Source organism: Shewanella sp. SP1S1-7, assembly GCF_031932105.1.
Classification (GTDB): domain Bacteria; phylum Pseudomonadota; class Gammaproteobacteria; order Enterobacterales; family Shewanellaceae; genus Shewanella; species Shewanella baltica.
Window position 1 is genome coordinate 92,838 of record NZ_JAUOEU010000017.1, and the last position, 15,580, is coordinate 108,417.

General features: G+C 49.1%; 10 protein-coding genes. 9 read left to right on the forward strand and 1 reads right to left on the reverse strand.

Annotated elements, in window-relative coordinates; translation table 11 throughout:
• Nucleotides 1–356 precede the first annotated feature (356 nt).
• The 3 genes from Q4Q49_RS14170 to Q4Q49_RS14180 all read left to right on the forward strand — a co-directional run bounded on the left by Q4Q49_RS14170 (nucleotide 357) and on the right by Q4Q49_RS14180 (nucleotide 5,282).
• The gene (locus tag Q4Q49_RS14170) at nucleotides 357–1,385 is read left to right on the forward strand and encodes an ABC transporter substrate-binding protein (protein WP_311999648.1); all 1,029 of its coding nucleotides are present in this window, start codon (nucleotides 357–359) and stop codon (nucleotides 1,383–1,385) included.
• 45 nt (nucleotides 1,386–1,430) lie between these two features.
• The gene (locus Q4Q49_RS14175; RefSeq protein ID WP_311999654.1) at nucleotides 1,431–3,215 is read left to right on the forward strand and encodes a GGDEF domain-containing protein; all 1,785 of its coding nucleotides are present in this window, start codon (nucleotides 1,431–1,433) and stop codon (nucleotides 3,213–3,215) included.
• 750 nt (nucleotides 3,216–3,965) lie between these two features.
• A complete protein-coding gene (locus Q4Q49_RS14180; RefSeq protein WP_107946304.1) occupies nucleotides 3,966–5,282 on the forward strand; it encodes a hemolysin family protein in 1,317 nt (438 codons plus the stop codon).
• Here the strand turns inward: Q4Q49_RS14180 and ilvY are convergent.
• The gene (gene ilvY, locus Q4Q49_RS14185; RefSeq protein ID WP_106649164.1) at nucleotides 5,279–6,151 is read right to left on the reverse strand and encodes an HTH-type transcriptional activator IlvY; all 873 of its coding nucleotides are present in this window, start codon (nucleotides 6,149–6,151) and stop codon (nucleotides 5,279–5,281) included. The genes Q4Q49_RS14180 and ilvY overlap by 4 nt on opposite strands.
• Before the next feature lie 260 nt (nucleotides 6,152–6,411).
• On the opposite strand from ilvY, the gene ilvC reads away from it, so the two are divergent.
• The 6 genes from ilvC (at nucleotide 6,412) to Q4Q49_RS14215 (ending at nucleotide 15,496) form a co-directional block, all read left to right on the forward strand.
• On the forward strand, nucleotides 6,412–7,890 hold the full coding sequence (ilvC, locus tag Q4Q49_RS14190; protein WP_311999649.1) for a ketol-acid reductoisomerase: 1,479 nt from the start codon (nucleotides 6,412–6,414) through the stop codon (nucleotides 7,888–7,890).
• 749 nt (nucleotides 7,891–8,639) lie between these two features.
• The gene (ilvG, locus tag Q4Q49_RS14195) at nucleotides 8,640–10,313 is read left to right on the forward strand and encodes an acetolactate synthase 2 catalytic subunit (protein ID WP_311999650.1); all 1,674 of its coding nucleotides are present in this window, start codon (nucleotides 8,640–8,642) and stop codon (nucleotides 10,311–10,313) included.
• Nucleotides 10,310–10,567 carry an acetolactate synthase 2 small subunit gene (ilvM, locus tag Q4Q49_RS14200; RefSeq protein WP_007651625.1) on the forward strand — a complete coding sequence of 86 codons (258 nt, stop codon included), beginning with the start codon at nucleotides 10,310–10,312 and terminating at the stop codon, nucleotides 10,565–10,567. The genes ilvG and ilvM overlap by 4 nt, the downstream gene beginning before the upstream one ends.
• Nucleotides 10,568–10,624: 57 nt before the next feature.
• Nucleotides 10,625–12,484, forward strand: a complete 1,860-nt coding sequence (gene ilvD, locus Q4Q49_RS14205) for a dihydroxy-acid dehydratase (protein ID WP_311999651.1) — start codon at nucleotides 10,625–10,627, stop codon at nucleotides 12,482–12,484.
• Nucleotide 12,485: 1 nt separating this feature from the next.
• On the forward strand, nucleotides 12,486–14,096 hold the full coding sequence (ilvA, locus tag Q4Q49_RS14210; RefSeq protein ID WP_311999652.1) for a threonine ammonia-lyase, biosynthetic: 1,611 nt from the start codon (nucleotides 12,486–12,488) through the stop codon (nucleotides 14,094–14,096).
• A 266-nt stretch (nucleotides 14,097–14,362) separates the two neighbouring features.
• Nucleotides 14,363–15,496, forward strand: a complete 1,134-nt coding sequence (locus Q4Q49_RS14215; RefSeq protein ID WP_311999655.1) for an alanine--glyoxylate aminotransferase family protein — start codon at nucleotides 14,363–14,365, stop codon at nucleotides 15,494–15,496.
• Nucleotides 15,497–15,580: the final 84 nt, after the last annotated feature.

Below are 15,580 nucleotides of genomic sequence, written 5' to 3' on the forward strand. Positions count from 1 at the left end.
TGTGACTCTTTATGACGAACCAAGACGAACCAACAACTTCCCCTTTTAAAACGTTTAGGTCCCTCTCATTTTCTACGTGGTTAAGCCTTAAGACTGACCCATAAGATAGTCTGCAATGACTCATAAATATTCTGCTACGGATCCACGCGATTTCCTTATACAGACAGGGTGTCGGAATAAATAGTCAGCATATAAAGTATACTTTGTATCATTTTGTGGTTTAATCGAAACATCTGCTGCTGGTTTTAGCAACATTTTGGGCGGCGATGCGGTAACAAGGTTGTGAATCGATAATAATAAAGTGACCTCTTGTGAAGGATGACATTTGAGGGAACATGGTCGAGGAGAACTCGCCTATGCGTTCGTGGATGTTAGCGTGTGTGTTTATCTGTACTGCGGGGTTTGGTGGGGCAGTTTGGGCTAAACTCGATGTCGTATTTTTTAATCCCGGGGCTGTCGATGACAGTTTTTGGGGGGACGTCGACCAATTGATGCTGGAGGCGGCGACGACACTCGATATTAAGCTCGAAATCATTCATTCCGATCGCAATCATTTCAAGATGATCACCCAACTCGATGAGTTGTTAGCCTCCGCAAAGGCGTTACCTAATTACGTTATTCTGGTTAATGAAAAACAATCCGCGATAAAAATGCTGCAAGCGCTTTACTCCCACCCCATCTATGTGCAATTGATTTCAAACGATATTTCCATCGGTGAACGTGATGTTTTACTGCAAGATCCCCATTGGCAAGAATATCTGTTACCCGCCATTATTCCCGATAATTACGCTATAGGTTCGGCGACCGCTAAGGGCTTAATGGACGACTTAGAGGGAAAGCAGGCTAAAGTTTTGTTGATTTCGGGCGATAAGTCGACGCCTGCTTCAGTACTTCGTACCCAAGGTGCCAGCGATTATTTCTTTATGCAGCCCAATGCCACTCTGACTCAAACGGTTTATGGCCAATGGAGTGACGCAGTAGCTTATGGTCAAGCGCTCACTCTGCTGAACCGTTATCCCGATCTGAATGTGATTTGGACCGCCAGTGATCGTATGGCGATTGGAGTGCTTAAAGCATTGAAGGAAAAAGGCTTAGTCTCGGGTAAAGATGTATTTGTCAGTACGATCAATACGTCACCTGAGATTTTACAGCTTTGTCGCCAACACGCGGTGAGCATTATTGGTGGCGGGCACTTTATGGCTGGCGCGTTAGCTTTGGTCGAGTTGCAATATTATCAGCAGCATAAGCGCTATATTCCCTATGACAATGTCACCTTGTTCGGCGTTTTACTGCCTGATTCGGCATTTTATCAAATGTTAGTTGCTCGGGATTGGCCGCAGATTTTCCAGTCTCAGATTTTGAATAAGTTGCCCTTCAAGGCGTAATAACGGGTGTACATGAAGCATCGAAATCATTCTATTAGTCATAAGATGACGCTGACCATCATCGGGGTGAGCTCATTTTTTGCAGTGTTAACTATGCTGGTGCAGTTGATTTGGAACTATCAGGATAGTATCGACAATGCCACGTCGGATATCCGCGAATATTCAGAATCTATTCTGCCGAGCGTGGCGAAGTCGCTGTGGGACGTTGACCGCAGCCTGCTATCTGATTTGCTTTCTGGTTTAGGGATGATGCCGTTAGTGTCGAGTGTGCATTTAGACAGTATCGATGGCGTCACTATGCAGCTGGGTAAACCGCTGTTAACCGATGATGAGTCGCAAACTCTGTTTCATTATCCGGTGACTTATCAAGACCAGCCGATCGCCACTTTAACCGTAGGCTTAGACACCAACCAGCTTTACTACGAGCTGTGGCGGCAGTTGATTTTTATCGTACTCGGCAATGGTTTAAAGACCCTGCTGATGATCTATTTGATCTTGACCTTAGTGCGACTCATGGTGACAGATAGACTGTCGGCATTGGAAGATTTTACTAATAAAATCAATCTAAAATCGTTAAAAAAGTTGTCTGTTCCCGAAACGGTGACCGCCAGTCCTGACGAGATTGCTCATGTGGCATTGTCGCTTAAGGACATGTACCAAAGGATACGCAATGACCTCGCTATCAATAAGCGCCATCAACGTGCGTTACAGCAACAGCAGCATTTATTGTCGGACTTAGTGAAAGAGCGGACCAAAGAACTGGACTGGCAGTCGCAATCGAATCAGCTGTTGGCGGAGATTTCGTTGCAATTTTTGAGTATCGACACCTGCAATGTAGACAAAACCTTAGCTGAGGTGTGCCACAAAATCGGTCAGTTGTTTGATGTTGAGAGGGTGAGCATTCTCGAATTTCATCAACAGCATGCTTATTACCGCAGTTTTTGGACCAGCGAGTTACATGCTAACAAGGTCCAAGGGATTTCGGTGGACAACATTACTCAGCTTGCTAAAAAACTCGAGACAGAATCGACCTTAGTGATTGAGGATCTTGAGGCGTTAAAGGACTTCTCACCACAGGAATATGAGGTGATGAAATCCGTGGGCATTTGCTCGATTGCCGCCTTTGCGATTAAAAATGCTGGGGAGTTATTGGGATTGCTCTCGCTGTCGACGGTGTCGCGGCCACTGAACTGGAATGCCCAGAAAAAGAATATGCTGACTCAGTTTGCGTCCGCATTGAACGAGTTACTGCTGCGCGAGCAAAAAGAGCGGCAGATGATAGTGCTGCAACAAGCGCTGGTTTCTGCCAATACTCAATTGAAAGAAATGGCCGAAACCGATGAGTTGACTGGGTTAGCGAATAGACGCCCTTTTACCGAAAGGCTAGAGGCTGTGCTACAGACCAAGACGCCAGCGGGGCTGTTGATGTTGGACGTCGATTATTTTAAATCCTATAACGACACTTATGGTCATATTGAAGGTGATCTAGTGCTTAAGCGTGTGGCGGATGCTTTAGTGCAGTGCGATATCCTGCCGCACAATGCTTTATTGGCGCGCATCGGGGGCGAAGAGTTTGCCTTAGTCGTTGAGCACGTCTCACCTGCGCAGTTAACGGCCATTGCCACGCAGCTGTGTTATCTCGTCGAGCAACTCAGTATTCCCCATCAAGCATCACCGTTGGCAGCGGTAACGATTAGTATTGGCAGCGTGTTTTTGCCATTAGATAAGGTCTCGGGACTTAAGATGCCCGACGTGTTACGCCGTGCCGATGTTTGTCTCTATCGCGCTAAGGATAAAGGGCGTAATAGGGTCGAAGTTGAAGTGATTTAATGGCATAGGGGCAAGTCAGCCTTGTACCTATACCTATGCAGTCTTTTGTTGCTCGGCACCAGTTGAGTATTGCTCCATCATTAGGTGCTCTCTGCGCTTAATAATTGGGATTAAGCCTCAAATTGTCCTATCTCCATGCTTAAGCAATGCTTAGGTCATCAGCGTTCGTCATTTAGCCATCTGGCGATATTTAGGCTAAATCAGCTGAGCCTCTTTATGTCACAGACCGCATTCAATCATGCTAACTAATTGATAACATTTGCATGAAACTGTGCTGTAGATCCATCGTTAAGATAAAAATTACTCAAGGTGAGGTAATATTAGGCGGCAAATGAGATATAATCTGTCGCCCATAGTCGATTTAGCGATGCACTCTGAGTGACATCCATGCTGCCATTCTGGACGTATTTCTCGTAACGCAACTAAGTAAAAGCCACGACTGCCTAGTCAATTCCATTGGCTTAAATGTACGTTCTAGCAGCTCAATATCAAAGCCACCGCACTGAGATGTCTTAATGATGTCGAGTCGCGCCTAAGCCGTGAATTTGCAGATATACTCAGAGCAGCCTAAAACGGCAATGTAAGTGCTTTTTATCTTAGGGTAGCAAGGAGCTGGCACAGCCGTTTGAACGGTTTGTAGGCTGGATAACCCCTAGCAAATTGTGCCCCAATTAAATGAATTCAGCTGACTCGCGAGCCATAAAGCGCGGGTTGGTCCTAGTTAGTCCAGTGTTAAATGAAAGGTGTTACATGAGTCTCTTTGATAACGTGATGATTATATTGTGCCTAATCGGCGCGAGTTGTTTCTTCTCTATGTCAGAAATTGCACTTGCCGCTTCACGTAAAATCCGTTTACGTCAATTGGCCGATGAGGGCGATGCCCGCGCAGAAAAAGTGTTGCAGTTACAAGCCGTTCCCGGCAGCTTTTTTACTGTGGTACAAATCGGGCTTAATGCCGTTGCTATCATGGGCGGTATCGTCGGTGAGTCGGCATTTCGACCTTATTTCTATGAATTACTATCGCCTTTGCTGACCGATCCTTGGTTGAGCCAACTGAGCTTTATTTTGTCCTTTGTTGTCGTCACCAGTGCCTTTATTCTGGTGGCGGATTTGATGCCAAAACGCATTGCCATGGCGATGCCTGAGCCAGTTGCATTAGCCGTTGTTGGGCCTATGTCTTTCTGTATTGTGCTATTGCGTCCATTAGTATGGTTTTTCAATGGCATGGCGAGCGGCATCTTTAAACTGCTGCAAATCCCAACCGTGCGTAACGATGCTATCACCTCCGACGACATTTATGCCGTGATGAATGCAGGCGCCGAAGCTGGAGTTTTAGATCGCGGTGAACAACAGATGATGGAAAATGTGTTTGAAATGCAAACTGTTTCTGTAACCTCTGCCATGACGGCCCGTGAAAGCTTAGTGTACTTTTTACTGCAAGATAGCGAAGAAGATATCAAGCGTAAGATTTCTGAAGATCCCCACACTAAGTTCCTCGTCTGCGATGGTCAGTTAGATATGATCAAAGGCTTTGTGGATGCAAAAGAGCTGCTGATCCGAGTGATTAACGGTGAGAATATTACCTTAAAAGGCAGTAATTTAGTCCACACTTCGCTGATTATTCCCGATACTTTGAGCCTGTCAGAGGCGATGGAATATTTTAAGAATAGCCGCGCCGATTTTGCCGTGGTAATGAACGAATATGCCTTAGTGGTGGGTATTGTCACGACCAACGATTTACAACGCGCCGTGATGGGGGCTTGGTCATTGCACGAGAGCGAAGAGCAGATTATCGCCCGCGATGGTAACTCTTGGTTAGTCGATGGGGTAACACCGATTACCGACGTGATGCGCGCCTTCGGCATCGAAGAATTCCCGCATAATCAAAACTACGAAACCATTGCCGGTTTTATGATGTATATGCTGCGTAAAATCCCTAAGCGTACCGATTTCGTCAACTATGCGGGCTATAAATTTGAGGTGGTCGATATCGATTCTTACAAGGTCGATCAGTTGTTGGTGACCCGTATCGATCCTATCGATAAGCTCAACTCGCCGGATGTTTAAATCACATCCAAAAACGCATTGACTATGGGATCGTCGAGCCGCTTTACTTTGCAGCAGCAACCTAACTCGAAGGGCGGTATTGCAACGGGAGAAGCGAGTAACTGGATACGATCCCGCACTGGGCTGTTATTGATCACCACTTCTGGGCTCATGCTCACGCCGCAGCCCAACGCCACCATTGAGGCGATCGCTTCTTGGCCCGAGACTTGGGCGTAAATATTAGGGCTGATGCCCATTTGTTTGAACCAGTTATCGGCACGGCGACGTCCGGGCCCGTGGTCGGGAATGATAAAGGGCACACTCGACCAATCAATAGGCGTTTGGCTAATTTGCTGCTGCACTGCGCAGCGGATAGTTGGGGCGATGATCGACAGCGGCACATCGTCGATTTTGGCAAAGTGTAAGCTGCTCGGAAACGGATCGGGCAGGGCGGCGATGGCGATATCGGCGCGATTCTGCTGCACTTCGGCCAGTGCGTTCGCCGCATCTCCCGTGGTTAAGGCTATCTCGACGAAGGGATGTTCTTGGCGGAATAAATCCAATAAACCCGGTAAATGACTGTAGGCAGCAGTGACCGAGCAATACAGATTTAACCGACCGCGCAGTACGTCCTGCTTGAGATCGATACTGTGCTTGAGCGTGCTCCAATGGTTCAAAGTCTGCTCGGCAAACAGCTTAAACTCGCGTCCCGCGTGGGTTAAGGTCACACTGCGATTATCCCGCTCTAACAGCTTAGCGTTCACTTCCTCTTCTAATCTTTGCAGGGCTCGGCTTAAGGTCGATGGGCTCACATGCATCTGCTCCGCCGTTTTGGCGAAGTGCAAACTGTCACATAAGTGCAAGTACAATTTGAGGGTACGAATATCCATGAGCTTATCCTGTTTAGTTTGAACTTAAGCCTAGCTTGAGTGATGGCGTGATTCGGTGCTGCATATTGGTGCCGATATTACTGTCAGTGTTATGAATCCATGATTGCCGTTGACGTTGCGCATAATGCAATATGAGGTTTCGAATATATCATTTTAAGCAATGATAAGCATGGGTTATAGTGATTCCAATCACAACCAAGTCGTAACATTCTGTTAGTTTGGTTGCGTCCAAAATTTCTGACTTATAGGTGGTATATCAGATGGCTAACTATTTTAACTCTCTGAATTTACGTCAACAATTAGCACAGCTTGGCCAATGTCGTTTCATGGATCGTTCTGAGTTTAGCGACGGCTGTAACTACATCAAAGATTGGAATATTGTTATTTTAGGTTGTGGTGCTCAAGGTCTTAACCAAGGCTTGAACATGCGTGATTCGGGTCTGAATATCTCTTTTGCCTTGCGTCCTGAAGCGATTGAACAGAAACGTGCCTCATGGCAGAAAGCGACTGACAATGGTTTCCGTGTCGGTACCTTTGAAGAATTAATCCCTACGGCGGATCTGGTCCTTAATCTGACGCCGGACAAACAGCATTCCAACGTGGTTAACGCGGTTATGCCATTGATGAAGCAAGGTTCTACCTTGTCTTACTCACACGGCTTCAACATCGTTGAAGAGGGCATGCAAGTTCGTCCCGATATCACTGTGGTGATGGTTGCGCCTAAGTGCCCAGGCACTGAGGTGCGTGAAGAATATAAACGTGGTTTTGGTGTGCCAACCCTTATTGCGGTTCACCCAGAAAACGATCCAGACGGTGACGGCTTAGAGATTGCTAAAGCCTACGCTAGCGCAACGGGTGGCGACAGAGCCGGTGTTCTACTGTCGTCTTTCATCGCCGAAGTGAAGTCGGATCTAATGGGCGAGCAGACCATTCTGTGCGGTATGTTGCAGACGGGTGCCATCTTAGGTTACGAGAAAATGATCGCCGATGGCGTTGAGCCAGGCTACGCGGCCAAGCTTATCCAGCAAGGTTGGGAAACGGTCACTGAAGCGTTGAAACACGGCGGCATCACTAACATGATGGACCGTTTGTCTAATCCAGCCAAGATTAAAGCATTTGAAATTGCAGAAGATTTAAAAGAAATCCTCCAGCCATTATTTGAAAAGCACATGGATGACATCATCAGCGGCGAATTCTCTCGCACTATGATGGAAGACTGGGCGAACGATGATGCGAACTTACTGCGTTGGAGAGCGGAAACTGGCGAAACAGGTTTCGAAAATGCACCCGTATCGAGCGAGCATATCGACGAACAAACCTATTTCGACAAAGGTATTTTCCTTGTCGCTATGATCAAAGCGGGTGTGGAACTGGCGTTCGATACCATGGTGTCTGCGGGTATCGTGGAAGAGTCGGCTTATTATGAGTCACTGCACGAAACCCCACTTATCGCCAACACGATTGCCCGTAAGCGTTTGTACGAAATGAACGTGGTGATTTCAGACACGGCCGAATACGGTTGCTACCTGTTCAATCACGCCGCCGTACCTATGCTGCGCGATTACGTTAATGCCATGTCATCTGAGTATTTAGGTGCTGGCCTGAAAGACAGCGCAACCGGTGTCGACAACCTAACGCTCATCGCAGTTAACGAAGCGATTCGTGAAACGGCTGTGGAATATGTTGGCGCTGAACTTCGCGGTTACATGACTGATATGAAGAGCATTGTTGAGGCTTAATTGATCGTTAATTAAGCCCAGCATTGGGGGAGAGGGTTGAGACTCAAAGGACTTGGGTCTCAGCTCAGTTCCCAAGCAACCTCAGAGACTGAAACGCGCATCTTGAGTTTGCTTAGTGATGAATCAGTTTAGTGATAAATCTGTGTAGTGAGAAAAAAATTTTTCCTGTTCAGTGGGTTGTCGAGCGGGCAAAAACGACATTGTTAGTGAGTTAATAGTTAGTGAGTGAATCTTCAGTGAGCGTTCGATGGTGAATGTGCGTTCAGTGAATGAATCCTGCGGTAGGTGAATCGCGCCGACTGAGGATCAACAGTTAACGTTTTACTTTGTTGTTTTGCATTGTCTCGGCAGGGAAGCTGAATTTTTTTTGACAAAAGATATTTTTTATTGTGTTTGGCTGTCGCTTTATGGTAAAGCTAATAGCTCGCGGTAGGGCAAAGTCCAAAGCGAAACTAACTTTCATGCAATATCCCAATTTTAGAAACACCGATTAGGAATCCATATTGATGTTTAACCAAGCTGCCAAGCTCATTCTCGTGATTATTACCGTCGTGATTATTAAATCACAGCGGGGGCGGCGCATGGCAAACTGATAGACCTAAAAGGTTAGAAGTTTCGAAAGAACCCCCCGCTCCGAAAGGACCGGGGGGTTCTTCGTTTCAGGGCCTAGAGCAAGGTCCTAAGCTTCGAAAGAGTAAAAAATTAGCGTCGATTTTCGGCAATTCAGGACTAACGTAGTGAGAGAGAATATGGAACCAGGGCAGATGATCAGAGGCGCAGACGCGGTAATCAAAGTGTTAGCAGCACATGGAGTCACCACAGTGTTTGGTTACCCAGGTGGTGCCATTATGCCAATATACGATGCCCTTTATGGAAGCCCTGTCGAACATCTGCTCAGCCGTCACGAACAAGGCGCCGCCTTTGCCGCCGTAGGATACGCAAGAGCCAGCGGTAAAACTGGCGTGTGCTTTGCGACTTCAGGCCCTGGCGCGACTAACTTGATCACTTCCTTAGCCGATGCCCTGTTAGATTCTGTGCCTATGGTGGCCATCACAGGCCAAGTTTCTACCGCCGTTATCGGCACCGACGCCTTTCAAGAAATCGACGTGCTGGGCATGTCACTGAGCTGCACTAAGCACAGTTTTATGGTGACAGACGTCAACGACCTGATCCCAACCTTGTATCAAGCCTTCGAAATCGCCGCATCTGGTCGCCCTGGCCCTGTGCTGGTCGATATCCCGAAGGATATCCAAATCGCCCAATTGGAATATCGCACCCCTTTGCTGGCCGTCACCAATGAACCCCAAGCCGAGATGAGTGATATTGAGGCCGCCCGTGCGCTGTTGGCTGAGGCTAAACAACCTATGTTGTATGTCGGCGGCGGTGTGGGCATGGCGGGCGCGGTCGATCAACTGCGTGAGTTTATCAAAGTGACGGGCATACCTTCGGTCGCAACCTTGAAAGGGCTGGGCTGTATCGCCCATGGCACACCCGGCTACTTAGGCATGTTAGGTATGCATGGTGGCAAGGCGGCTAACTTAGCGGTACAGGATTGTGATTTGCTGATCGTGGTTGGCGCCCGTTTCGACGACCGAGTCACCGGCCGTTTAGCGAGCTTTGCCGACAAGGCCAAAGTGATCCATTTAGACATAGACGCCGCTGAGCTGGGCAAGTTACGTATGCCAGAGGTGGCAATCGCCGGTGACTTACGCCAAATCCTACCCGCCTTAGCCATGCCGATAAACATCACGCCTTGGCAGGCCGAGGTGGAGCATTTATCCCGTAAGCATCAATGGGATTATCAACACCCCGGCAGTTTGATCTATGCGCCTGCGCTGCTGCGTCGTTTAGCCAATAAGTTACCCGAGGACAATGTTGTTTGTTGCGATGTAGGTCAGCACCAAATGTGGGTGGCCCAGCATATGTGGTTCCGCCGCCCAGAAGATCATCTTTCCAGCGCGGGCTTAGGCACTATGGGCTTTGGCTTACCCGCCGCGATTGGTGCGCAAGTGGCGCGTCCAGATGCGACTGTAGTTACTGTGTCTGGCGATGGTTCTTTTATGATGAATGTGCAGGAGCTGACCACCATCAAACGCCGTAAGCTGCCGGTGAAAATCGTGCTGGTTGATAACCAAAAGCTTGGCATGGTGAAGCAGTGGCAACAGCTATTTTTTGAAGAGCGCTACAGCGAAACGGATTTATCCGATAACCCTGATTTTGTCTTATTGGCCTCCGCCTTTGATATTCCCGGCCGCACGATTTTTTCTTCCGACGAAGTGGAAGAAGCCTTAACCGAAATGTTAGCGGCTAAGGGCCCGTATTTGTTACACGTTGCAATCGACGATGCTTTTAACGTTTGGCCACTGGTGCCCCCCGGCGCATCAAACAGCGATATGATGGACGAAATGGAGAAACAAACATGATCCACTCTCTGGAATTAACGGTTCAACAACGCCCCGAAGTGCTTGAGCGTGTTTTGCGCGTGACTCGCCATCGTGGTTTTAGGATTACCCAAATGCAGATGCGCATGAATGACGATGCTAGCCTGTCGCTGGATATGGAGGTCGATAGCGAACGTGCCATCGAACTGTTAAGTAATCAGCTGAATAAACTGATTGATGTGACCCAGTGTAAGGTATTGTTACCGCTGAGCTTGCAACAAACGGCGAATGCTTAAGCATTCGCCATGTGAATTAAGAATACGATTTTCGATTTGAGATAAAGGATACAGTCAATGCCAAAGTTACGATCAGCTACCAGTACCGAAGGCCGCAATATGGCGGGTGCACGTGCGTTATGGCGCGCCACAGGGGTGAAAGACAATGATTTTGGTAAGCCAATTATCGCTATTGCTAACTCCTTTACTCAGTTTGTACCGGGCCACGTGCACTTAAAAGATATGGGCTCACTCGTCGCGAGCGCCATTGAAGAAGCGGGCGGTATCGCAAAAGAATTCAATACCATTGCCGTCGATGACGGTATCGCCATGGGCCACGGTGGCATGCTCTATAGTCTGCCATCGCGTGAGCTTATCGCCGACAGTGTCGAGTATATGGTTAACGCTCACTGCGCCGATGCCTTAGTGTGTATCTCCAACTGCGACAAGATCACCCCCGGCATGTTGATGGCGGCGCTGCGCCTTAATATTCCCGTTGTGTTTGTCTCTGGCGGACCTATGGAAGCGGGTAAAACTAAGCTGTCGGATAAGCTCATCAAGCTCGATTTAGTCGATGCTATGGTGGCGGGCGCCGACTCGAACGTGAGCGATGAAGACAGCGCCAAAATCGAGCGTAGCGCGTGCCCAACCTGTGGCTCTTGCTCGGGCATGTTTACTGCCAACTCAATGAACTGTTTAACCGAAGCTCTAGGATTATCGCTGCCGGGTAACGGCTCTATGCTGGCAACCCACAGCGACCGTCGCGAGCTGTTTTTAGAAGCGGGTCGTCGCGTGATGGTGCTGGCAAAACGTTATTATCATCAAGATGATGAATCGGCATTGCCACGTAATATCGCCAACTTCAAAGCCTTCGAAAATGCTATGACCTTAGATATCGCCATGGGCGGTTCATCTAATACCGTATTGCATTTATTAGCCGCTGCGCAGGAAGCCGATGTTGATTTTACCATGGCGGATATCGACCGTATGTCGCGTCTTGTGCCGCACCTTTGTAAGGTTGCGCCATCGACGCCTAAATACCATATGGAAGACGTGCACCGCGCCGGCGGCGTGATGGGGATTTTAGGCGAACTCGACAGAGCCGGATTACTGCATACCGATGTGTTCCATGTGGCGGCCGATGAAGGCGGCAATTTAAAGTCGGTGCTGGCCCAGTACGATGTAATGCAGACGCAAGATGAAAAAGTAAAACATTTCTTTATGGCGGGGCCTGCGGGTATTCCGACCACTAAAGCCTTTAGCCAAGATTGTCGCTGGCCGTCACTGGATAACGACAGACAAGAAGGCTGTATCCGTAGCCGTGAGTTTGCTTTCAGCCAAGAAGGTGGCCTTGCCGTATTGTCGGGCAATGTGGCCGAAAACGGCTGTATCGTTAAAACGGCGGGCGTGGATGAATCGAATCTGACCTTTATTGGCTCGGCGCGCGTCTATGAAAGCCAAGATGACGCAGTGGCGGGTATCTTAGGTGGCGAAGTGGTGGCGGGTGATGTGGTTGTTATCCGTTACGAAGGCCCGAAAGGTGGCCCGGGTATGCAAGAAATGTTGTATCCAACCAGTTACTTAAAATCACGCGGTTTAGGCAAGGCCTGTGCGTTGATCACCGACGGTCGTTTCTCCGGTGGCACTTCAGGTTTATCTATCGGCCACGTCTCACCCGAAGCGGCAGCGGGCGGCACGATCGCCTTGATTGAAAATGGCGATCGCATCGAAATTGATATACCCAAGCGCAGCATCAAGTTGGCAGTAAGTGATGTTGAACTCAATGCTCGCCGCGAAAAAATGCACAGTCTTGGCCCAATGGCGTGGAAACCTATCGGTCGCCAACGTTATGTATCACTCGCGCTTAAGGCCTACGCCATGCTCGCCACCAGTGCCGACAAGGGCGCGGTACGCGATCGCAGTAAACTGGAGGACTAATATGTTGCCACTTGCCTCTATGTCTACAGCATCGCAAGCTCGGACCGATTTAGCCCATTTTCAGTTGGCACAAAGCTATCTGCAAAAAATCCTGTTGTCATCTGTGTATGACATAGCGAAAGTGACGCCGCTTTCAAGCATGAACAAGTTATCGGCGCGTTTAGGTTGTCAGGTATTTTTGAAGCGCGAAGATATGCAGCCAGTGCATTCCTTCAAGTTACGCGGTGCCTATAACCGTATCGCCCAGCTGACGAAAGAAGAATGTCAGCGCGGTGTGGTGTGTGCTTCGGCAGGCAATCATGCTCAGGGTGTGGCGATGTCGGCGGCGAGTCGCGGTGTGGATGCTGTGATTGTGATGCCAGAGACGACGCCCGATATTAAAGTCGATGCGGTGCGCCGTTTAGGTGGCAACGTGGTATTGCACGGCCAAGCCTTCGATCAAGCCAATGGCTTTGCGATGGCGATGGCGAAAGAAGAGGGCCGAGTCTATATCGCGCCCTTCGACGATGAAGCCGTGATCGCAGGCCAAGGCACTATCGCCCAAGAGATGTTGCAGCAGCAGCGCGATCTCGAAGTGGTATTTGTGCCCGTGGGCGGTGGCGGTTTAATCGCGGGTATCGCAGCCTATTACAAGGCGGTAATGCCGCAGGTGAAAATTGTCGGCGTCGAGCCAGAAGACGCGGCCTGTTTAAAGGCTGCGATGGAAGCGGGCGAACCTGTGACGCTGGCGCAAGTCGGTTTATTTGCCGACGGCGTGGCGGTTAAACGTATCGGCACTGAGCCGTTTCGAGTCGCGAAACTTTATGTCGATGAAGTAGTGACTGTCACCTCGGATGAAATCTGCGCTGCGGTGAAAGATATCTTCGAAGACACCCGTGCGATAGCCGAACCTGCAGGGGCCTTGTCCTTAGCTGGGCTTAAAAAATATGTCAGCGCTAATGCCAATGGTGATTGCGGTAATGGTGAAAAGGTCGCGGCGATTTTAAGTGGCGCGAATGTGAATTTCCACAGTCTGCGTTATGTGTCCGAACGTTGTGAGCTTGGCGAGCAGAAAGAAGCGGTACTGGCGGTGAAAGTCCCTGAACGTCCGGGAAGTTTCTTAAAATTCTGTGAGTTGCTCGATAAGCGGGTGATGACAGAGTTTAACTATCGTTTCAGCAGTCGCGATCTGGCCGTGGTGTTTGCCGGCATTCGCTTAAGCCGAGGCCAAGGCGAACTTGAACAAATCATCGCTACCTTAGAGGCTAACGATTTTGAAGTGCAGGATTTATCCGGCGATGAAACCGCGAAATTGCATGTGCGCTACATGGTCGGCGGTCATCCACCTGAACCTTTAGAAGAGCGTTTGTTTAGCTTCGAGTTCCCCGAACATCCCGGCGCGCTGCTGAAGTTTTTAACTACCTTGCAGAGCAAATGGAACATTAGTCTGTTCCATTATCGCAACCACGGCGCGGCCTTTGGCCGAGTGCTGGCGGGATTTGAAGTGCCCGCGAGTGATGCTTTGCCGTTCCAACAGTTTTTAACTGAACTGGGTTTTGTCTATCAAGAGGAAACTCAAAGTCCTGCCTATCAGCTGTTTTTAAATGCGGGTAACGGCAACAAAGTCTTATAGCGTTCGCTGTGATGCACATAGCTGTGATCGACGCGATGACATGTTAGGCAAAGTTAGGCACAAGTTAAGTGAAAGTTAGGCTAAAGGAGGGGCGCACATGCGCCCTTTTTTGTGGTAGTTTTGTAGACTTAATACTCTAGCCGCCGATTAATACGTCACAGTTAAGTTACTGACTTAACCCGTTAACGATTAACTGGCAGTTTCTTAAAACAGAACGGCTAACGAATAACAACGAGACCTCGACCTGCACGCATTAAGGAGACATGATGTTACCAGCACCGCGTTTTACCGCTTTTAATCCTCCTCGCCGTATTTTGATGGGCCCTGGCCCATCGGATGTTTATCCCGAAGTGCTTGCGGCGCAGTCCAGACCGACAATCGGCCACTTAGATCCGCTGTTTGTCGGCATGATGGATGAGCTTAAGAGCCTTATCCAATACGCCTTCCAAACTAAAAACGAAATGACTATGGCGGTATCTGCGCCGGGCAGTGCGGGCATGGAAACCTGTTTCGTTAACTTAGTCGAGCCGGGTGAGAAGGTGATTGTCTGTCGTAACGGTGTGTTTGGCGAGCGTATGCGCCAAAACGTCGAACGCGTGGGCGCCATTGCAGTGCTGGTGGACAATGAGTGGGGCGCCCCTGTCGACCCTGCTGCGGTTGAAGCGGCGCTGAAAGCCAATCCCGATGCCAAGTTTTTAGCCTTTGTGCACGCAGAAACCTCTACTGGCGCGCTGTCCGATGCCAAAACCTTGTGTGCATTAGCCAAAACCTATGGTTGCTTGAGCATAGTCGATGCTGTGACTTCCCTTGGCGGCGTCGAGTTAAGAGTCGATGAATGGGGCATAGATGCCATTTATTCTGGCAGTCAAAAGTGCCTCTCCTGTGTACCGGGTTTATCGCCCGTGTCTTTCTCGAGCGCAGCGGTAGAAAAACTGAAAAATCGCAAAACCCCAGTGCAAAGTTGGTTCCTCGATCAAAGTCTTGTGATGGCCTATTGGACCAGCGCGGGCGGCAAACGCAGTTACCATCACACTGCGCCAGTGAATGCCCTGTATGCACTGCATGAATCCCTGCGTATGTTGGCGGCCGAAGGCTTAGAGAATGCGTGGCAACGCCATCACGAAATGCATTTAGTGCTGCGTGCTGGGCTGGAAAAGTTAGGGCTTAACTTTGTGGTTGCCGAAGATTATCGCCTACCGCAGCTGAATACGGTTTATATCCCCGTTGGTGTCGATGATGCTGCGGTGCGAACTCGTTTGCTGAAGGATTATAACCTCGAAATCGGCGCCGGCCTTGGCGCCCTTGCGGGTAAAGCATGGCGCATCGGTCTAATGGGCTTTGGTGCCCGCCGTGAGAATGTTTCTTTATGCCTCAAGGCATTAGAAGAGGTCTTGAGCTAAGCAATGGCACCGTCTTTCCCGCAATGCTTTTGAGGGAATTGAAATTTGCCTTAAGCACTGTCATTTCAGTGACTCGCAGCAAGT